Origin of the sequence: Jingyaoa shaoxingensis (genome assembly GCF_014385005.1) — a bacterium.
GTDB classification, from domain to species: domain Bacteria; phylum Bacillota; class Clostridia; order Lachnospirales; family Lachnospiraceae; genus Marvinbryantia; species Marvinbryantia shaoxingensis.
Map to the genome: position 1 here is coordinate 26,314 of NZ_JACRSZ010000009.1, position 19,763 is coordinate 46,076.

General features: G+C 41.9%; 17 protein-coding genes, 3 pseudogenes and 1 riboswitch. Of the genes and pseudogenes, 14 read left to right on the top strand and 6 right to left on the bottom strand.

The genetic code is table 11. The annotated features are described in order from the left end of the window. Positions 1 to 4: 4 nt before the first annotated feature. Positions 5 to 664 carry a DUF3786 domain-containing protein gene (locus tag H8716_RS09715; RefSeq protein WP_249308503.1) on the top strand — a complete coding sequence of 220 codons (660 nt, stop codon included), beginning with the start codon at positions 5 to 7 and terminating at the stop codon, positions 662 to 664. A gap of 355 nt (positions 665 to 1,019) precedes the next feature. Here the strand turns inward: H8716_RS09715 and H8716_RS09720 are convergent, their stop codons facing one another. After that, positions 1,020 to 1,607 (bottom strand): TetR/AcrR family transcriptional regulator, encoded by a 588-nt coding sequence (locus tag H8716_RS09720; RefSeq protein WP_249308505.1) that lies wholly within the window; start codon positions 1,605 to 1,607, stop codon positions 1,020 to 1,022. A 172-nt stretch (positions 1,608 to 1,779) separates the two neighbouring features. On the opposite strand from H8716_RS09720, the gene H8716_RS09725 reads away from it, so the two are divergent. From H8716_RS09725 to H8716_RS09735, 4 genes are all read left to right on the top strand, one after another. Continuing rightward, entirely contained in the window at positions 1,780 to 2,550 is a 771-nt protein-coding gene (locus H8716_RS09725; RefSeq protein WP_249308506.1) for an ATP-binding protein, read from the top strand. Positions 2,551 to 2,910: 360 nt separating this feature from the next. Then, positions 2,911 to 3,105 (top strand): hypothetical protein, encoded by a 195-nt coding sequence (locus H8716_RS09730; protein WP_249308508.1) that lies wholly within the window; start codon positions 2,911 to 2,913, stop codon positions 3,103 to 3,105. Positions 3,106 to 3,124: 19 nt separating this feature from the next. Continuing rightward, entirely contained in the window at positions 3,125 to 3,247 is a 123-nt protein-coding gene (locus H8716_RS17615) for a hypothetical protein (protein WP_283243078.1), read from the top strand. Positions 3,248 to 3,533: 286 nt separating this feature from the next. Further along, on the top strand, positions 3,534 to 4,406 hold the full coding sequence (locus H8716_RS09735; RefSeq protein WP_249308510.1) for a sensor domain-containing diguanylate cyclase: 873 nt from the start codon (positions 3,534 to 3,536) through the stop codon (positions 4,404 to 4,406). Positions 4,407 to 4,561: 155 nt separating this feature from the next. Here the strand turns inward: H8716_RS09735 and H8716_RS09740 are convergent. Beyond that, a pseudogene (locus H8716_RS09740) lies at positions 4,562 to 4,768 on the bottom strand (tyrosine-type recombinase/integrase); the annotation flags it as partial. 11 nt (positions 4,769 to 4,779) lie between these two features. Between H8716_RS09740 and H8716_RS09745 the strand changes: the two are divergent. The 4 genes and pseudogenes from H8716_RS09745 to H8716_RS09760 all read left to right on the top strand — a co-directional run. Further along, positions 4,780 to 5,100: pseudogene (locus H8716_RS09745) on the top strand (nucleotidyl transferase AbiEii/AbiGii toxin family protein); the annotation flags it as partial. Positions 5,101 to 5,192: 92 nt separating this feature from the next. After that, a complete protein-coding gene (locus tag H8716_RS09750) occupies positions 5,193 to 5,858 on the top strand; it encodes a response regulator transcription factor (RefSeq protein ID WP_249308512.1) in 666 nt (221 codons plus the stop codon). Positions 5,859 to 5,997: 139 nt separating this feature from the next. After that, positions 5,998 to 7,311 carry a sensor histidine kinase gene (locus H8716_RS09755; protein WP_249308514.1) on the top strand — a complete coding sequence of 438 codons (1,314 nt, stop codon included), beginning with the start codon at positions 5,998 to 6,000 and terminating at the stop codon, positions 7,309 to 7,311. An 87-nt stretch (positions 7,312 to 7,398) separates the two neighbouring features. Next, on the top strand, positions 7,399 to 8,040 hold the full coding sequence (locus H8716_RS09760; protein ID WP_249308515.1) for a hypothetical protein: 642 nt from the start codon (positions 7,399 to 7,401) through the stop codon (positions 8,038 to 8,040). Between the two features lie 71 nt (positions 8,041 to 8,111). Here the strand turns inward: H8716_RS09760 and H8716_RS09765 are convergent. The 4 genes and pseudogenes from H8716_RS09765 to H8716_RS09780 form a co-directional block, all read right to left on the bottom strand. Further along, a pseudogene (locus tag H8716_RS09765) lies at positions 8,112 to 8,234 on the bottom strand (DUF6061 family protein); the annotation flags it as partial. A gap of 296 nt (positions 8,235 to 8,530) precedes the next feature. Further along, complete coding sequence (locus tag H8716_RS09770; protein WP_249308517.1) at positions 8,531 to 9,184, bottom strand: SDR family NAD(P)-dependent oxidoreductase; 654 nt, start codon at positions 9,182 to 9,184, stop codon at positions 8,531 to 8,533. After that, entirely contained in the window at positions 9,181 to 9,741 is a 561-nt protein-coding gene (locus tag H8716_RS09775; protein ID WP_249308518.1) for an ECF transporter S component, read from the bottom strand. Before H8716_RS09775 ends, H8716_RS09770 begins: the two co-directional genes overlap by 4 nt. A 15-nt stretch (positions 9,742 to 9,756) precedes the next feature. Then, a complete protein-coding gene (locus tag H8716_RS09780) occupies positions 9,757 to 10,731 on the bottom strand; it encodes a nucleoside hydrolase (RefSeq protein WP_249308519.1) in 975 nt (324 codons plus the stop codon). A gap of 132 nt (positions 10,732 to 10,863) precedes the next feature. Further along, positions 10,864 to 10,908: riboswitch (PreQ1 riboswitch) on the bottom strand. A 142-nt stretch (positions 10,909 to 11,050) separates the two neighbouring features. Here H8716_RS09780 and yfcC point away from each other — a divergent pair. The 5 genes from yfcC (at position 11,051) to H8716_RS09805 (ending at position 19,657) form a co-directional block, all read left to right on the top strand. Beyond that, a complete protein-coding gene (gene yfcC, locus H8716_RS09785) occupies positions 11,051 to 12,571 on the top strand; it encodes a putative basic amino acid antiporter YfcC (RefSeq protein ID WP_249308520.1) in 1,521 nt (506 codons plus the stop codon). 22 nt (positions 12,572 to 12,593) lie between these two features. Continuing rightward, positions 12,594 to 13,742: a beta-aspartyl-peptidase gene (gene iadA / locus H8716_RS09790; protein WP_249308692.1), complete on the top strand. Its 1,149-nt coding sequence runs from the start codon at positions 12,594 to 12,596 to the stop codon at positions 13,740 to 13,742. 130 nt (positions 13,743 to 13,872) lie between these two features. Then, positions 13,873 to 16,446: a PEP/pyruvate-binding domain-containing protein gene (locus H8716_RS09795; protein ID WP_249308521.1), complete on the top strand. Its 2,574-nt coding sequence runs from the start codon at positions 13,873 to 13,875 to the stop codon at positions 16,444 to 16,446. A 250-nt stretch (positions 16,447 to 16,696) separates the two neighbouring features. Continuing rightward, on the top strand, positions 16,697 to 18,679 hold the full coding sequence (locus H8716_RS09800; protein WP_408610891.1) for a hypothetical protein: 1,983 nt from the start codon (positions 16,697 to 16,699) through the stop codon (positions 18,677 to 18,679). A gap of 219 nt (positions 18,680 to 18,898) precedes the next feature. Next, positions 18,899 to 19,657, top strand: a complete 759-nt coding sequence (locus tag H8716_RS09805; protein WP_249308523.1) for a NifB/NifX family molybdenum-iron cluster-binding protein — start codon at positions 18,899 to 18,901, stop codon at positions 19,655 to 19,657. The last annotated feature ends 106 nt before the right edge of the window (positions 19,658 to 19,763 follow it).

The following is a 19,763-nucleotide window of genomic DNA, read 5'->3' on the forward strand; positions in this document are numbered from 1 at the left end:
AAAAATGGACAGCTTTTTTAAAGATACGCTTCCGCACAACAGAGCTTTTAGCGAGATGCTTCGTCCCGCAAAGGAACAGGTAAAACATCTGTCCCCGGATAACATAGCCCAAAGAAGCGGGGCAGTCTTTCACGAAAGTAATGGAGTATTGGAGTTACAAAGCCTGAACCAAACGGTTCGGATTGCAGTTCCTGAATATACATTTTCTCCCAGTCTTGAGGAATGGCATCAACTGGTGATTCTTCATTATTTGGCTCTGGCAGACGGGACTGCGGTTTCTGATCAGGTCATTACGTTTGGAGGATTAAAGGATGGTCTTATCAGAGGGACGAAGTTTGACCATGACATGGAAAAGGAACTTCAGAGATTTCTGAAAGGAAAAACACCGGATTGCATTCGGAAGATTTGCAAAGCACTTGGGGCAGAATTTGCAGACAGCAATGCCGATCTATGTGCAGTATTTCACTTTCTGCCAAATTATCCGGTCTGGCTGAAGATATGGTTTGCGGATGAAGAGTTTGAAGCGTCTGGAAAGCTCTATCTTAGCAGAAGTGCTGACCACTATCTGAGTATGGAGGATGCGGTTACAGTTGGAGAAGTTTTTTTATCAAAACTAAAAATACAGGAACAGGAGTATTGTAAAGAGGATAACGACAAAGAATAAAAGCTATGAGGAACAAGTAAAGTTACTTGCTGAACATATCGAAGAGACCGAAGCCATCGTTGTGGGAGCAGAACAATATATTTTTACAGGGCGAAGCGTGGAAAACTGCGTATCTGGGATATGACCGCTAAATTGCCAGATACCTTTTTGATAACGGTAAATCTGGCGAAAACCAGCGCCCTGGAACATCTGAAAGGAAAGTGTATGACAATCTGTGGCAATTTATCTGTCTTTTTGCAGGAATTGAAAAACGAATATACTGAAAAATGAATATAAAACTCATAAGAAAAACTTGCTAAACTGATAAAAAGTGTATAAAAAAGTAGGTAATCTATCCTCTTTGTTTTAGATGGCTTTACATGACCTCTTCACGCTGGTCATGTATCAGGAAGGTTTCTAATCCTCCCTTGATAAATTGATCGATGGTCTGCTGTATTTTCGTCCAGTCGCTGCAATGATTTTTGAGCATCATGCGGTTGATCGCAAGGCATCCATTCATCTGAAAATAAAAGACAGCTTCCGCCTCTTCAAAGGTCAGGAGGCTGTTTTTCATCAGGTGCGTAACAAAATCCTCTTTGCCGAGATCTGCCAGTTTCTCCAGCATACGGGCAGATGTGACATCATCAAAGAACAGCACCTGATAATGGGATGAGGAACGGATTTTTTCACAGAACGGATAGGTGCATGTCTGTTTATAAGGACAAAGGATATGATCCAGAACGCCGGACGTATCTGAAAGAAAATCCTCTAAAATGTCGTTCAGAACATCATCGATATCGTAATAATGAAGGTAGAAAGTTCCCCGGTTCATTTCTGCCTTTTTGCATATCTCTGTCACGGTAATTTTACTGTATGGTTTGGTTTTCAGTTCTTCCAGCAGAATATTTTTAATGGTGTGGCACGTGTATCTGGTGCGCCGGTCTGTTTTTTGTGTTTTGTCCATGAGAGTTCCTTTCATTTCTGCACAATTTTCGGATTCTGTTCAGAAACCTATCAATGTGAAAATATTGACGATTGAATTATCAGACAGGTTTATTATAATGAGTTTGACGTTAAAAATCAACACTATGTTCAGAAAAAGGACATAGCGTGCAAAATGAAAGAGGGGTAACAAAATGGGACATATCATAGCAGTTGCGGGAAAAGGTGGCGTAGGGAAAACGACATTGACAGGCCTGCTGATTCAGTATTTGTGTGAAAGCGGGAAAAAACCGGTGCTGGCAGTAGATGCTGACGCAAATGCGAACCTGAATGAGGTTCTTGGTGTGGAAATCGAATGCACACTGGGAGAACTGCGGGAGGAAATTGAAAGAGCCGGTGTGGACAGCCGTTATCAGATCCCTGCTGGAATGACGAAGCAGGCATATCTGGAAGCGCGGTTGGCAGACGCCATTACGGAGGAAGATGATTATGATCTGATGGTAATGGGACGCACACAGGGGCAGGGCTGTTATTGCTTTGTGAACGGTCTGGTACAAACACAGATACAGAAGCTGCAGAGCCATTATCCATATGTGGTGGTAGATAATGAGGCCGGCATGGAGCATATCAGCCGGGGACTGATTCCGACAATGGAAATTGCCATCTTAGTCAGCGACTGTTCCAGAAGAGGTGTGCAGGCTGCAGGCAGAATTGCGGCATTGATGAAAGAACTGAATTTCAAACCGAAGACGGTGGGATTGATTGTGAACCGGGCTCCGGAAGGCAAGCTCGATGCAGGAACTATGGAAGAAGTTGAAAAACAGGGCTTAACACTTTTGGGCGTCGTGCCGCAGGATCAGGACGTGTATCAGTATGACTGCGATGGAAAACCCATCGTTCGGCTTCCGAAGGATTCACCTGTACGCAGCGCGCTCCATGATATTGTGCAGAAGTTGGGCTTATAGGAGACAGAGAAGATGCGTTTGGAAAAACTGCAGGCTTATCTGCGGGATAAAGGACAAGAATACCAGTATACGGAAGAAGATGGCTGAGGAAGCATTGACTGGGAGCACAGAGGTCTTATGTACCATGTGTGGGAACTTCCCGAATCCTGTGCAGAGAGCAATGTGAGAATAGCTGGAAAAATGGAAGAGTACAAAGGTAATTATGAGGAACAGATCATAAACATCATGGAAAGATGGGTATAAGTATATGAAGATTGCAGTGACCGGAAAAGGCGGTGTGGGGAAATCCCCGTATGACTGCAGCCCGGAGCTGGTAAAAGAAGTAAAAGATATTGTACAGAGAATGAGAGGAGAGAACTTATGATTGCTTTCGGATGTGAAGATAAAAACAGATCGCCAATCATCGAGGACAGGATTTGCCCAAAATGCGGCAGGGACATAGAAGTATTTTTGTTGAGAGGAAGAATCATGGAGGATGCGGTCTGTGAATGCGGTTATGTGATTGAGGCGCAGGAAGCGATATTGAAGGTAACAGATCGTAAGAAAGAGGGCTGAAAGTCAGGAGGATGAAAAATTGCCGTTTGATTATGCAAAAGACAATATGGAGAGAAGACCGTATGAGTTTTATATAGCGGAATACCGGCAGGCTGATCCCATAGAGATCAGTAATCGACTGAGTATTTTTATTTTCCGGTAATTTTCCGGCAGCGTTTGACGCTTATGATCTGGCGGAGGTCGGAGAAATCTGTATTAATGCGTTTAATGAAATCGCAAAGAGGCTGTAGGAGATAAGGCATATGGAACAGTATGCCAGACTTGCAGCTGAGGACATGAAGAAAGCCGTGAAAAAGATTGTTATTTTGTGGTGATTTAAGGGGAGAGCCGCAGATGGCTGTGGACGGTGAGTTTTACGTTAAAGGAAATGTAGGGAGATGGTATAATGGGAGCATCAAAATTGGAAATTTAACGTTTGAGGAAAAATAATGGAATTTTTGAATAGTGAAATTATGAAACGCTTTATGCACAGTGCGCCGGTTAATATTTTTTTTAAGGATACGGAATGTAAATACTGTTTTGTTTCCGAAATCTGTGACCTGGTTTCTGTTGGGGAAAATGGAAGTATCGTAGGAAAAACAGACCTGGAAGTACAGAAGTTTCCAGAAATGGGAAAAATGTATTATGAGGATGATAAAAAAATACTGGCTACTGGGGAAGGCAGCCAGTATATCAATGAATTTCCGATGGAAGATGGAGAATCATTGTATTTTGAGATAAAAAAGAGTGCAGTACGGGATGAAAACGGTAGTATCATCGGAATCGTAGGAATTGTTGACAATGTTACCGAACGTGTTCGTCTGGAGAAGAAGGTGGAAGAGCTTTCCATCATAGATGGCCTGACAGGTGTGTATAATCGTAACTATCTGAAATACAGAGTAGAGGAAAAGAAAAAGAAGCTGATTTTTCCGTTTACGGTGATTATGTCCGACTGTAATTATCTGAATGAGGTAAATGACCAATACGGTCATGAATATGGTGATATTTTGCTTAAAATCGTAGCAGATACCTTGAAGGAAGAAGTGCCGGAAGATTCTCCGGTTATTCGAATGGGTGGAGACGAATTTATGATTCTGGGTAATGGGATCACAGAAGAAAAAGCTTCCGAACTGATGGTAAATATCCGGGAAAGTCTGAAACGAAAAAGTAAAGAAAATATTCCGTTAAGTCTGGCAATGGGAAGCTATACCGTACAGAGCAAAGATTTTTCCTTTGACGAAGTATGCCATGAAGCCGATTTGCGGATGTATGCAGATAAAAAAGGGTTAAAAGTTGATGAAGGTGTAGAAATCACAGAATAACTGCATCGGTTTATGAAAAATCCGGATTTGTGGAGAGATTTCCTGAACTTTCCTTATTTTACAGGCTTTTCAGCCCTTTAGATAGTGAAATGATATGTATTTTCCCTTATTTTTGCCCTTGTGAGGAATTCGCAAGGGAAATAAGGGAAATTTTTTTAGGCATTGTTCGCTACTTTATCAAGAAGTCTTGCGGAAGCCCGCTTTGCTTTTCGTGTTGAGTGAGCGTAAATATTCATTGTGGTACTGACATCAGAATGTCCTAGCAGTTCCTGTACATCTTTCGGAGCCACTCCGTTGGAGTGCAGGTTGCTGGTGTGGATGTGACGTAACTGGTGGAAGTGAAAATCTTCAAATCCTTCCAGCTATTCATAACATATCAATCCCCTTGGACGATGGAGTTTCATTTCGTGTCAAACAGATATCGGAAATCATGGAAGACGCAGATTATCCGGGTGTTCGTGTAAGCATGGAAAGAAAATTCGATGGTGTAATCACCCCATTAAAGATTGATATTTCTACAGGGGATGTAATCACGCCAAGAGAAATCAAGTACAAATTTAATCTTATGCTTGAAGATCGCACAATTGAGGTATGGGCATATAATCTGGAAACGGTATTGGCTGAAAAACTGGAAACTGTTATTAGTCGAAATGTTACGAATACACGCATGAGAGATTTTTATGATATTTATATCAAATTGGATGTTCTGTTGATTTTTGAAATAAACATACTTTCTCCATTAAAAATTCAAGAAAAAATGATAATCTGTAATATGGAGGTGAAGTAATGCAGAAAATTTTAATTGTCGAAGATGATTCTGATATTCAGGACATACTGAAAAACCATCTTATTGATGCAGGATATGAAGTTGTTGTCGCTTCTGACGGAGTGGTCGGGATAGCAATGTTTGATGATACAATTGACCTTATATTGTTAGATATTATGCTTCCTAAAATCGATGGTTATGGTGTATGTGAGGTCATTCGCAAGAAATCGCAAGTCCCAATCATCATGCTTACTGCGTTGTCAGATGAAGAAAACCAGTTGAAGGGATTTGAACAGCAGATTGACGATTACATTTCAAAGCCATTTTCGCCAAAAATCTTGTTGTGTAAAATTGCGGCTATTCTTCGGCGTAGAACTACTGAAAATCAAAATCAATCCCTGCTCACTTATAAGGAGTTGAGTATGGATATTGATGGATTTCATGTATATCAAAACGGAAACGAAGTCGTTTTAACGAGCAAGGAGTTTGCACTTCTTAGGCTTATGATTGAAAATCAAGGAAAAGTTTTTACCCGCCAGATGTTGCTTGACCGGTTGTGGTCGGATGATTTAGAAGTCGAAGATCGGATTGTTGACAGCCATATGAAGAATATTCGTAAAAAGCTAAATGTGGATTATATAAAAACAATCAGAGGGGTGGGATATAGAATTGATAAAGTGCATTAAAAGGCGACTATCTGTCAAGATTTTTTTAATTACTTTTCTTTTACTGGGAGCAGCTTGCAGCGGAACATATTTCTTTATCTCAAAGCTACTGCCTACGACATATTCAAATTTTGTAAACTCGGCTACGGAGAAAGCCGCTATGCATCTTGCCGAGCAAATGACGGATTTTGATAATATAGACGATTGTAAAAATGAATTAGTAGATTTTTCAGCGAAAACAAATGCTACTTTTTGGATTGAGGACAGCAACGGCTATATTATCTATCCGAATGAAATGTCAATGGAAACTTCTACAGTTTCGGCAGATCAAACAGTCACATTTGATGAAGATGAATCGTTTGTAGATATGCAGTCGTCTGGGGCAACCACGACAAACTTTTACCCGATTACTTTAAAAAATAGTACGGCGTATACGTTGGCAGTTCAAACGGATTTGTTCGTTGTACAGCAGGCAACAAAAGTATTATTGTCCATACTTCCGTATGTCATTCTAATGATTTTTGTACTCTCTCTCCTGTGTTCATGGCTCTATACACGGTACATTACTCGACCTATTGTGCGTCTGAGCAGGATTTCAAAGCAAATGGCTGAACTGAATTTTTCCGGTCAATGTAATACTACGAGAGAAGATGAATTGGGGTGTTTGACGCAAAATCTAAATTCGTTGTCTGCTTCGCTCTCTACTGCATTGAATGACCTTCAAACTGCAAACCAGCAGCTCAAAATAGATATTGAAAAGGAACAAGCATTAGAACAACAACGGGTAGACTTTTTCTCGGCAGCATCCCATGAACTGAAAACACCGCTGACTATTTTGAAAGGTCATTTAGCTGGGATGCTGAACGGAGTCAGCGGTTATGAGAACCACACAGAGTACATGGAGCGTTCCTTTGCGGTTGTTGAAAGGATGGAAAAGTTGGTAAAAGAGGTGTTATATGTTTCTAAAGTGGATGGAACTAAAAAATGTGAATATAAAACCGTTGATATTTCGGAAATATTTCGGGTACAGATTGCTACAGTAACAGATTTATTGGAAAAAAAGAAACAGAGCCTTGAAGCAAATATTCCTGATCGACTTTACTGTGAAGCTGAACAAGTGCAGATGGAACGAGCAATTCAAAACATATTGGTAAACGCAATTCGGTATTCTCCAAGTGGCGAATTGATTCATATTTCTTTGTTTGAAATGAATGATATGATTCGTGGGGAAATAGAAAATACAGGTGTCCATATATCTGGTGATGCTATCCCACACTTGTTTGATGCTTTCTACCGGGCGGACACATCTCGTAATCGCAATACAGGCGGAACAGGATTAGGGCTTTATATTGTTCGTAAAATCATGGAAATGCACCATGCAAAGTATGGCATCTCAAATACAAACAAAGGTGTACTGTTTTGGTTTGAACTGTCTTGCAAGCAGCCAATAGATAACTCCATCCAAAATCCATAATCAATGCAAACTATATCCAAGTTGCTTTGCTATAGTTTAGCTGTCCTCAAAGGACAGCTAAAATTTTTATAAAGAGAGGTCTTATCTATGAAAAACAAAAAAATATTAGTAGTGGGATTGTGTGGAGCAATTTGTTTAAGTGGTGCAGGATTTACTTATGCAAGTGCGTTGGCTTCGGACAGACCAAAGGTTTCGGCATTCGAAATGGAAAATACATCCGGCGTAGATATTTTCTATCAGGATACAGATGGTGGTCAAATCAGCACTGACGGTGAAGATTGGATTGCCGAAGCAGATTACGAAAGGAACAATGCAGCACCTAATGTGCAGTGGTGGACAGCCGATGAGTATGAGGCATGGATGAATGAACAGCAAAAAGAAATGGAATCGTTGATTGGAACTGGAGATGGTTGGTATGATGGGCAAGGCGTATTCCATGAATTTACGCAGGAAAGTGTAGATGCCATGATGAGCAGCTATAAAGAAACTTTGGAAAGTATTAAAAATGGAGTGCTATATTCCAAAGATAGCGGCGATGGTGATACCTACTCAATGATTCCACCTATCGAAGATGTGGTTTCCGATTATAGCGTTGATATTACAACGAATGATGGTCAAAATGTACACATTGGAAATTATTCAACAGTTGAAGAATTGGATGAAGCAATTTCTGATGCTGTTAAAACTGGAAAAATCACTCAAGAAGAAGCGGACATAGCTTACAAGTAAATATACGAGGCTTGTCTTAAAAAAGACAATGAAACTGTCACTCTCTGGAGATACTGGGAGTGACAGTATAATCATAAATAAAATGAATCTTCTGCATCAACCCACATCTGCATAGTTCCATCAAGATATAGTCTTGCATATTCAAGTAGTTCATCAATAGTAAGAGCATTTAATGCACATTCATTTTTATTTGTCCTTTCCTGTAAATATAAAAAGCATTTCAATCAGTTCACATAGTTCGTTCATTTCGTGTTATAATGTGTTATCAGATTTTGCTTCTCTTATTTTGCCCTTATGAGGGTTCGTAAAGTCACATGGTATAACAGCTTTTATTTCCTTTAAATTATGTCATTTCTTAATCGGAAATTTGACATAGGACCAATGGTAAGATTGCAAGAAATTCAGGAAAATAATATTTTGGATTGAAACATTTGAGAGTAAAAAGATGAACCACACTATGAGATTGCAGTATGGTTCATCTTTTTTAACGTTATTCCGGCCAGATGAAGCTGCAGTTTCCGGCTTCCAGTCCGTCGATCAGGATATTCTGTCCGGTACAGAAGCGGTTGGTTACGGACATGAAGTAGATCCACTGGGCAGCTTCTTCTACGGTCATCCACCGTTTCAGAGGAGTGAGCTTCATAATCTGATTCCAGAGGGATTCATCCTCCATAACCGGACGGTTTAATTCAGTGAGTACACCTCCGAAGTCCAGGCTGTTGCAGGTGGCCTGGTAAGGAGCAATGCGCATGGCGACGTTCTTGGTGTAAGCGAGAAGGCCGCCTTTACTGGCTGCATATTCAGGAAATTCAGAACCGGTATGTCCGCTGGCGGAACCAATCATGATCACGGAGCGGATTGCCGGATGAATGGCATAATGTTCTGTGATGGAAATGGTTCCCTTCAGATTCACATCGATATCATCTTTATCCTGCACACCGGCATTATTAATTACGATATCCACAGGAGAAAGCTTTGGGTAGGCAGATTTATCCCGTATGTCCAGACAGAAATGAGTATAAGCAGGATGTGAAATTGTAGAAGTATCTTTGTCAAATCCATATACCAGATGCCCTTCTTTCAGAAAATATTCTGCGCAGCCCTTTCCGATTCCTGAGCTGGTACCTGTAATTAATATGTTCATTTTGCAAAAATCCCTTTCATATTTTTTCGCAGTGCAGTGATCAGAACTGCAGATACTGCAAGGCATAAAACACGGTCAATATAATCAGTAATAAACTGAACTACGAAGCAGCTTCCCACCATACCAAGCGGTGTTCTTGCCAGAATCTGTACCAGGATGGTAGATCCGGAAGAAGTAATACCACCGAATAAAAATGCGGTAATGCAGGAACTGATAATGGTAGATGGCAGGGTAATCAGCAGGGCTGCCGGAAGGATGCCCCATTTTTTCGGCTGCCATTTTCTGTACACAAGACCGGTGACAAAACCAAGTACAATACCGACCGGTGCATAATACAGAGAATAGACGTCTACGGTCATACCCATCAACAGGCCACTGAGCAGATTTGGCAGCATACCGTAAAACGGACCCAGTGTAGAAGCTACGAAGACGGTACCGATGCTGTCCAGATAAATCGGGAGTCTCAGAAGCAAAGCAATCTGTCCGCCTACAAAGTTGATACAAATAGCAAAAGCGATCATGCAGATCTTATATGTTGTCATTTTTGATGTTTTCATAATTCACACGCCTCCTTAGATCAAATCCTGTAAAATATCCAGTTTTTCCGGTTCCAAATCCAGAATCCTTGACAGGAATGTCTGGAAGAAAGAGTATACATCCACTTCTGTCAGCACTTTGGTATTCGGTGTTTTCCGATAGAAGTTCATGGCATCTACTACGGACTGACCAAGGGAGATCCCTTCGGTCTCGATCTGTACATAAGAGTTAAATCCCTGACAGATAGATGGATTCAGAAAATAAGCAACCGCCAGAGGGTCATTGATGACACAGCCAATGATATGTTCCCATTCCCAGTGGAAGTCAAAGTAGAACTTTGTGATCTTGCGTATGAATGAACCAGTTTCTTGATCCAGACGGCAGATATATTCCAGAAGAGTAGGTGTCAGGACAATCTTTCTTGTCACATCCAGACCCACCATATGGATGGTTTTACCCAGCTCGTGCATGGTATCATAAACAAGAGCAGCAGCATCAGGGTCACACCAGTAATTGTATTCTGCCACAGGAGAGCAGTTACCATGGCTTTTAAAAGTACCACCCATGGAAACAAACGTATCAATATTGGCAAATGCATCTTTGTCCTTTTGAATCAGTCTGGCCAGATTCGTCATCGGAGCCAGTGCAATCACAGAGATGGATTCTTTTTTTAAAATATCAGCCAGAAAGTCTACAGCACTCCTATCCTGATGGAAGCCTGGAACTTCTGGCAGAAAGCTTTCTCCCAATCCATCTTCCCCATGGGTATCCAGGGCATTTACATAGTCCCGTTTTAACGGGGTACTTTCACCGATGAACACCGGTACATCCAGTCGATTCATCTGTTTCAAAATTTTTTTGGCATTTTCAAATCCCATCTCTACAGGGGAATTGCCACAGACAACGGTGATTCCCACTACTTCGATCTCCGGAGACTTCAGTGCCAGCATGATGGCGAGACTGTCATCAATGCCCGGATCACAGTCAATAATAACTTTTCTTTTTTCCATTACAATCCTTTCTTGCGTGTAAAAATAGAAATAGAATCTTGCTTGCGGCATAAAAAAAGCTCTTGTTTATACCTCAATAAACAAAAGCAACAGTAAAAAGACTGCCAGAGCAGTCCGATCTTTCTATTTTTACTTTGCCTAGTTTTTTATACTGGGAGGTTTCCGAACCAGTTAGGCTGTCATTTTAACATATGTTTTCTGTGATATCAATATTATTTTCATAAAATCAATGTTTTTCGCATTTTCTGGTTACTTTATTTACAGTTCTATGTTACACTGTTCCTTGCGAATTATATAAAAATGAAGGAGATTTAAGGTTATGAGCAAAAACAAAGGAGAAGGCCTGAAATTGTTTAACAAAGGATTTACCGTGCCGGATACCTACATTATTATCTTTTTTGTAGTGGTCATTGCAGCGGTTATGACATTCCTTGTTCCAAAAGGCTATTACGAGACAACAGATATCTCGTACACAATCAACGGGGCAGAAAAGACCCGTACCGTAATCAAAGATGGAAGTTTTCAGTATCTGACAGATGATGCAGGAAAACCGGTAACAGAGGGAGTAGCGTTATTCAGCGGTGATGGCGAAGCAGGTTTCTTTAATTATATGTATAATGGAATCGTCAGCAGTTCAGCAATTGAGATTATTGCATTCCTGCTGATAGTTGGCGGTGCATTTGGGATTATGATTCGAACCGGTGCCATTGAAGCTGGACTGATTGGCTTGATCCGTAAGGCTAAGGGTACAGAAAAACTGCTGATTCCGGTACTTTTCGTACTGTTTTCTTTAGGAGGAGCAGTATTTGGAATGGGAGAGGAAGCACTTCCATTTACCATGATTCTCTGCCCATTGTTTGTAGCAGTGGGATACGATACGGTCATTGCTGTACTGGTAACTTATGTGGCTACTCAGATTGGTTTCGGAGCATCCTGGATGAATCCGTTTTCCGTAGGGATTGCACAGGGGATTGCTGGTATTGATGTATTCTCAGGAGCAGGATTCAGAATAGTGATGTGGGTGGTATTTACCGCACTGGGCTGCGGAATGACTATGTTCTATGCATCCAGGGTGAAAAAGAATCCAAAGATTTCAGTTGCATACGAAAGTGATCAGTATTTCCGTGATCAGAATGAAAAGACCGGGATTGACGAGGAACATTGCTTTGGTATCGGACATATTCTGGTACTGCTGACACTGGCAATAACGGTAGTCTGGGTTATCTGGGGCGTTATGACAAAAGGCTATTATATGGCGGAGATTGCTACCCAGTTTTTTGTGATGGGTGTAGCAGCCGGTATCATTGGTATAATCTTCCACTTAAATGATATGAAGATGAATGATATCGCTTCTTCTTTTAAAGATGGAGCAAAAGACTTGATTGGTGCAGCCCTGGTAGTAGCCATGGCACAGGGGATTATGCAGGTGCTTGGCGGTTCTGACCCGACTACACCGACCGTCATCAATACGATTATGTACAATATTTCACAGGCATTGTCAGGAGTATCTGGTGCAGTAGCAGCTGTGCTGATGTATCTGTTCCAGTCAGTATTTAATTTCTTTGTGGTATCTGGTTCCGGACAGGCAGCAATCACCATGCCGATTATGGCACCGCTGGCAGATCTGCTGGGTGTAACCCGTCAGACTTCCGTACTGGCTTTCCAGTTGGGGGATGCATTTACGAATTTAATTGTCCCTACATCGGGATGTCTGATCGGATCGCTGGCAATTGCCAAGATTGAATGGTCCAACTGGATTAAATTCATGTGGAAGTTCCTTGGTATTTTAATGATCGGAGCAGTTATTACTATATTGATTGCAGTAGGAATTGGTTTCTAAAGAGGGGCAGTGTAGAAGCATGATGAAATTCATTCAGAATATTGACGTATATGCACCACAGCATCTGGGAAAAAAAGATGTACTTACCATCCATGATAAAATTGTAAAGATCGCGGATGCAGATACAATGCAGCTGACTGGCATTTTTCCGGAAGCAGAGATCATTGATGGAACAGATCGGATTCTGACACCGGGATTTATCGACTGCCATGTTCATGTGCTGGGCGGCGGCGGTGAAGGTGGATTTGCCAACCGAACCCCGGAGGCTACCATGGAAGGATTGACGAAGTTTGGGGTAACGACAGTGGTTGGCTGTCTGGGTACGGATGGAATTGGTCGTGATATGTGTGCACTTGTAGCAAAAACGAAGGGGTTAAATGAACAGGGCCTGACTGCTTACTGTTATACAGGAAGCTATCAGGTTCCGGTGCGTACACTGACGGATAGTATTACAAAGGACATTATGATGATTAAGGAGATCATTGGAACAGGAGAGATCGCTATTTCCGATCATCGTTCCTCTCAGCCAACCTTTGAAGAATTTGCCCGTGTGGCAGCAGACACCAGACTGGGCGGTGTGCTTTCCGGAAAAGCAGGGATCATCAATGTGCATCTGGGTGACAGCCCGAGATGTATGGATCTGATTGAACAGGTGATTGATGAGACAGAAATCCCAGCATCCCAGTTTCTTCCAACCCATATCAACCGGAATGAAATGTTGTTCTGTAAAGCCATCACATATGCTTTAAAAGGTGGGGCTGTGGACTTTACCGGAAATGAAGATATTGATTACTGGGAGACCATCTGTGACGAAGTTCGGGTCTGCAATGGTATAAAACGTATGTTAGATGCAGGCGTGAATCCAAACCGTATCACGATTTCGTCTGATGGACAGGGAAGTCTGCCGATCTACAACAAACAGGGCGAATTCCTTGGAATGGGCGTAGGCCAGTCCAGCTGTCTGTTAAAAGAAGTGAAAGAATGCGTAGAGCGTACAGAGATTCCGCTGGAAATAGCACTTTCTACTATCACATCCAACCCGGCTGATATCCTGAATCTGAAGGGGAAAGGAAAGATAGAAGAAGGAAACGATGCCGATCTGTGTATTCTGGATCAGAACCTGCAGGTGATGGAAGTTATCGCAAAGGGAAAAACAGTGTATACAAAATAAGGTAAGGCTGGCTTGACTTTATATACCATTCTTTTTATAATATCCCCAAGTAAATATGGGTGCAACGTGGCACATGGACAGAAGATGTCTGTGTGCCTTATTTTTTTACATATAAAGTGGGGGAAAAGATATGGCAGCTTTCGAAAGAATTTGTTCGGGAATTCCAGATATGGATCAGGCACTGGATTTTATCAGGCTTGGAGATAATGTGGTCTGGAGAGTTTCAAATCTTCAGGAATTCCGGTATTTCTGTGAACCATACATAGAGCAGGCAATTCAAGACAAACGTCGGATCATATACTTTCGGTTTGCCAGTCATGAACCGCTGGTAAAAGACTGCCCGCAGGTTGAGAAGATAGAGATTCCGTTATCACATCGATTTGAAGATTTCACAGTGAAAATACATAAGATCATTGAAAAAGCGGGCTTTGACGTATTTTATGTATTTGACTGTCTGTCAGAACTTCAGACAGTCTGGGCCACAGATCTGATGATGGGTAATTTTTTCCGTGTGACCTGTCCGTTTCTGTTTACGTTGGATACAGTTGCGTTTTTTCCGATCATCCGGGGAAAGCATTCTTTTCATGCAGTGAAAAAGATATTAAATACCACACAGCTGTTTCTGGATGTGTATTCGGATCGGAAAAATATATATGTCCGTCCGGCAAAGGTGTGGAACCGTGATTCCGAAACCATGTTCTTGCCACATATCTATAACAGAGAAGCAGGGACATTTAAGCCGATTCTGGACGGTGTACAGTCCAGCCGGTTTTATCAGGTGCTTGGAAAGTTTCAGAGACCGGGAGAAGAACAGTTTACCGATTCCTGGAATCGTTTTTTTAATACGGCAAAAATGCTATATGACAACCATATGAATACAGAAGATGCCTGCAATACCATGTGCGATATTATGATGACCAGAGATGAAAAGATGCGGCGTATGGTGAAAAAACATTTTACACCGGAAGATTATTTCCGTGTTCGCAATCATATGATCGGAACAGGTATGATTGGAGGAAAAGCCTGCGGTATGCTGCTTTCCAGAGCAATTGTACGCAATCTGGCGCCGGACATTGAGGAGGTACTGGAGCCTCATGATTCTTTTTTCATAGGATCGGATGTGTATTATACCTATATCGTAGATAATGGATTCTGGGATATCCGCATTCGTCAGAGAGAGGAAGAAGAATATTTTTCACTGGCAGAGGAGTTTGCGCAGCGCCTGAAGGATGGTGTATTTTCAGAAGAGATGAAAAATCAATTCCTGCATATTCTGGAATATTATGGGCAGGATCCCTTTATAGTGCGTTCCAGCAGTATTCTGGAAGATGGATTTGGCAATGCATTTGCAGGTAAGTATGAGTCTGTTTTCTGTGCCAACCGGGGAACGCTGGAAGAACGCCTTTTGGAATTTGAAAATGCGATAAAGACAGTCTATGCCAGTTCCATGAGTATATCTGCGCTGGATTACCGAAAGAGGAGAGGTCTGGATAAACGGGATGAACAGATGGCGCTTCTGGTGCAGAGAGTATCGGGATCTTATTATGGGTCGTATTACATGCCGTGTGCGGCAGGTGTGGGATATTCCTACAGCCCTTACAAATTTCTGGAACAGATTGATCCAAAGGCAGGAATGCTCAGGCTGGTTATGGGACTTGGAACGTCAGCAGTAGACCGCACAGAAGGGTCTTATCCACGTTTGGTCAGCCTGGATATGCCACAGGCAACAAGCTGTAATACCATTGCAGAAAAACATCAGTTTTCTCAGCGTAATATAGAGGCGGTGGATACAGCCATGCACTGTGTGAGACAACTGGATTTGAAACAGATCGAGCCGTTACTTCCGGGATATCTTGGCAATATTCTGTTAGATCATGATTTTGAAGCGGAAAGATCCTTCCGGGAAAGGGGGATCAACCGGTCGATTCGTTTTATTTCCTGCAGCGGTATTGTGAAAAATGAGATATTAATGAAGCAGATACAGGCAATTATGCAGCTCATTCAGAAGGAATACGAATATCCGGTAGACATTGAGTTTACCGTGAATCTCTCGGAAACAGGAGAATATTCCATAAATCTGCTGCAGTGCCGCCCGCTGCAGGTATTTAAGGATACCGGAAAAGTGCAGATCCCAGAGCACATTCCAGAAGAAAACATCATTCTGGAGAATGTACATTCTTCCATGGGGTTATCCAGAAATGTAAAAATGGATCTCATTGTTCTGGTGGATCCGATTGCTTACTATCAAATGCCTTATGCAAAAAAGACGAATGCAGCACGCCTGATCGGAACAGTGAACTGGAAAAATAAAGGACAGAATAAGCACATGCTGCTGATGGTTCCAGGACGGATAGGTACTTCTTCACCGGAACTGGGGGTACCGACTACATTTGCGGATATCAGTGAATTTGAAGCTATCTGTGAAATTGAAGAGAAAAAGGCAGGATATAATCCGGAGCTTTCTTATGGAAGCCATATCTTTCAGGATCTGGTGGAGGCAGAAATATTATATACAGCCATATTTTCCAACGAAAAGACCCTGCGGTTTGCACCGGAAAAACTGGCGGAATATCCGGATATTGTCAGTCAGTTCACAGAAGATCCCGAACTTAGACAGATCATGCATGTGTATGATATGAGCAGGGGATCCTGTGAATTATGCAATGATCTGCAGAGTGAAAGACTCATGCTGTATTTGCAATGAACATAATAAGGACATAAGGGAATCAGGTATTTTGGAATCATAAAAAGATTCAGTCCGATAAAAACCAGTGGAATGCTCCCAGATTTTCAATTCGTGCTATTTTCCGACTGTTCATGCCAGATCCATTGAAAAAAATCTCTCATTTTTTATAATGGGGATATACCAAGCAATACAGGAGGAAATGACGATGAAGAGAAGAACCATCATGCTTGCATTACTCGCGTGTATGTTTACTGCAGCACCGAATGGAATGATAAAGGCAGAAGAAATACAGACTGGGGAGAATAATGTGGCAGAAGTGCCGATAAAAGCACTTGCCCCGAAAACAATGGATGAAAATCCATATATGGGAAGGAATGATGCCAATATTCATCATGATGGATATAATTCGGATACAACCGATGCAGTGCTGCCGGTAGATATCTATTCAGAAATCAATGTTTCTTATGAAAAAGTAAATCCAAATGCATCACCGGCCATCTTTTTTGACTCTTATGGGCATGCTGTAGTCCCGTTTCAGGGAGGTCTGGCAATCCGTGATATCAATGCGGATGAGACACAGACAGAAGGGTATTTTTCACCGAAGCAGAACGATGGAGGAGAGTATCGGATACAGAGTTCCTATTCATTTGTAGACGAGAGCAACCGGCTGGTATGCCCGACAAGCAACAACCATGTGCTCATGCTGAAAGCAACAGATGAAAATGGAAATGTACTCCCGGAATTTGAAAAGGTTCTGGATATCGACATTAAGGCAGCGGCAGAAGCTGCACTGGGAAAAACACTGGATCAGAATCTTTTATCGGTAGTATTTGACTATGAGGGAAATCTCTGGTTTGCAACGGGAGGATTTCGGATCTATCCGGATCGGAAACAACAGGGAACCTTTGGGTATATTTCCCGTTCAGCCATTGACGCTATTTTAGATGGAGAAGAGACAGATCTGGCAGAAGCAGTCTTTGTATATGATCTGGAACCGGGTGAGGGTGCAGAAAACGGAATTGCAGCTTCTAAAGAAGGAGCAGTGATTCTCACCAATCAGAACTGCTATCTGCTGCAGGCGGATAACGGAGTGAAAAAAGTATGGCAGACTCCATACGAAAGCGTTGGGGCAAAAGACAGTAAAGAAGGCGATAAGACAACCGGCGGTGGACTGGCATGGGGCAGTGGCTGCTCCCCGTCACTGACCAGAGATCTGGTTATGTTTACAGATAATCAGGATCCTGTAAATCTAATGGCACTGGATATGAAAACAGGAGAAGTAGCAGACACATTACCTGTGCTGGATGAACTCCCGGAAGGAACACAAGTTTCTGTGGAGAATTCAGCAATTGTATATGACAACGGAGAAGGAACGGTGAGCACCATCATCTGCAACTGGTTTGGTGCAGGCAGTGCCAAACTGGCAGAAACAGACAGTGATTCTTCCATCCAGAGTTATGAAAATATCTATGATGTGAACTGGCTGAGACAGGGCAATCAGATGATTTTGCCTGGTGTAGAGCGTGTGGATACGATAAAAACAGACAATGGTTATGAAATGAAAAGCATCTGGTGCAGAAATGACCTGGCAGATACATCCATTTTGAAGTTGTCCACAGCAACCGGATATGTTTATGGATATGTGCAGGATCTGTCAACTGGTATGTGGCAGTATATCATGTTGGATTTTGAAACAGGTGAAACCGTATTTTCCATGGATGTTTCCAGTAAGCCGGGATATAACAATATGGCAATCGGAATGTATGCCGGAAACAGTGGAAATGCACTGTATTGTCCGACCGGTTATCTGGAACTGTTAAGACTGCAGGATCGTTTTGTATATCTGCCGGAAATGCTTTACCGCAAGGTAGATCTGGACAAGGCAATGCGTAATGTACTGAGTCAGGAAGCATTTGAGGCAGATGGCGGAGTGGGCAGTGTGGAAGGCTGGCTGAGCACCGTGACGGTGGAAAATGTTCATCCAAATACTACCGTGGCACTGAGAATGAAGGGACTTTCAGGAAGTACAGACAGTCTGAAGCTGTACGCTTATGATGTCGATAGTATTTTACAGGAAGTAGGATCTGAATTATGGCATATTCAGACAGAAGACGGAGAAGAACCAGATACCTTATCTGAAACGGAACTTTATGAAGTGCATGTGACAGTAGAAGATGGCGGAGCACTTGACCTAAGTAATATTGAAAAAGAGATAAAGATTTCTGTTGTACTGGGTTCTCAGGCGGTATAAAGTAATAAAATCCAATATATTTCTATTCTTGACATAAAAAATGGTTGTACTATCATCAAGATGGTTGATAGTACAACCATCTTGCTTTTTATGGAAGGAGAATTTGATGTGATACAAGAACAGTCATTTTAGGATAGCTGTTCTTGTTTTGTCTCTTGAAATCTGATAAAAGTGTGCTATACTGTTATTAACATATGTGAAAAACAAGGGGAGATTCATATGGCAAGACCTACAAAGAAAAGACGCATTTGTGGAAGACCGAAGTATTGCAGTTTTTCTGCCGGTTCTTATGAACAAAACCAGGAGCGTATTGTGATGAGCCTGGATGAATTTGAATGTATCCGGCTGATTGATTATGAGGGGATTACACAGGAAGAATGTGCAGAGCAGATCAATATGGATCGAACCAGTGTGACACTGATGTATGCAAGAGCACGGAAGAAGCTGGCAGAATGTCTTGTGACAGGAAAGGAGTTGCGGATAGAGGGCGGAAACTATGAGTTTTGCCCCGGTAATCTGGAATGCTGCAGACGCAGGATGACAGCAGGAAACCGATGTCTTGGAAGAATGAGTGAAGAATGGAGGAAGCAGAAAATGGTAATTGCAGTAACTTATGAGAATGGACAGGTATTTCAGCATTTTGGACACAGTGAATATTTTAAGATCTATGAGGTGGAGGATGGTAAAATAGTAAAGTCAGAAGTGTATGATACCAATGGACAGGGACATGGTGCACTGGCAGGATTCCTGAAAAATTATTCTGTGAATGTATTAATCTGTGGCGGTATTGGTGGTGGTGCAAGAACCGCACTGGCACAGCAGGGAATTGAGCTGTATCCGGGTGTAAGCGGAAGCGCAGATGAAGCGGTCAAAGCACTGATCGAAGGAAGTTTATCATACGATCCAGATACCGTATGTAATCATCACGGTGAAGGACAAGAGCATACCTGTGGTGAGCATGGATGCGGGAATCATTAAAAAAAGATGATAAAAACCTGTGAAATGACAGTTCAGAATGTCAGATCACAGGTTTTATGTTTTATCCAAAAAATCATGGGGAATAAGAACATTCTTGAATGGGATT

Coding starts and splice junctions, on each gene's coding strand:
- H8716_RS09715 (WP_249308503.1), top strand. CDS start 5: ATGGACAGCTTTTTTAAAGATACGCTTCCGCACAACAGAGCTTTTAGC.
- H8716_RS09720 (WP_249308505.1), bottom strand. CDS start 1,607: ATGGACAAAACACAAAAAACAGACCGGCGCACCAGATACACGTGCCAC.
- H8716_RS09725 (WP_249308506.1), top strand. CDS start 1,780: ATGGGACATATCATAGCAGTTGCGGGAAAAGGTGGCGTAGGGAAAACG.
- H8716_RS09730 (WP_249308508.1), top strand. CDS start 2,911: ATGATTGCTTTCGGATGTGAAGATAAAAACAGATCGCCAATCATCGAG.
- H8716_RS09735 (WP_249308510.1), top strand. CDS start 3,534: ATGGAATTTTTGAATAGTGAAATTATGAAACGCTTTATGCACAGTGCG.
- H8716_RS09750 (WP_249308512.1), top strand. CDS start 5,193: ATGCAGAAAATTTTAATTGTCGAAGATGATTCTGATATTCAGGACATA.
- H8716_RS09755 (WP_249308514.1), top strand. CDS start 5,998: ATGCATCTTGCCGAGCAAATGACGGATTTTGATAATATAGACGATTGT.
- H8716_RS09760 (WP_249308515.1), top strand. CDS start 7,399: ATGAAAAACAAAAAAATATTAGTAGTGGGATTGTGTGGAGCAATTTGT.
- H8716_RS09770 (WP_249308517.1), bottom strand. CDS start 9,184: ATGAACATATTAATTACAGGTACCAGCTCAGGAATCGGAAAGGGCTGC.
- H8716_RS09775 (WP_249308518.1), bottom strand. CDS start 9,741: ATGAAAACATCAAAAATGACAACATATAAGATCTGCATGATCGCTTTT.
- H8716_RS09780 (WP_249308519.1), bottom strand. CDS start 10,731: ATGGAAAAAAGAAAAGTTATTATTGACTGTGATCCGGGCATTGATGAC.
- yfcC (WP_249308520.1), top strand. CDS start 11,051: ATGAGCAAAAACAAAGGAGAAGGCCTGAAATTGTTTAACAAAGGATTT.
- iadA (WP_249308692.1), top strand. CDS start 12,594: ATGAAATTCATTCAGAATATTGACGTATATGCACCACAGCATCTGGGA.
- H8716_RS09795 (WP_249308521.1), top strand. CDS start 13,873: ATGGCAGCTTTCGAAAGAATTTGTTCGGGAATTCCAGATATGGATCAG.
- H8716_RS09800 (WP_408610891.1), top strand. CDS start 16,697: ATGATAAAGGCAGAAGAAATACAGACTGGGGAGAATAATGTGGCAGAA.
- H8716_RS09805 (WP_249308523.1), top strand. CDS start 18,899: ATGGCAAGACCTACAAAGAAAAGACGCATTTGTGGAAGACCGAAGTAT.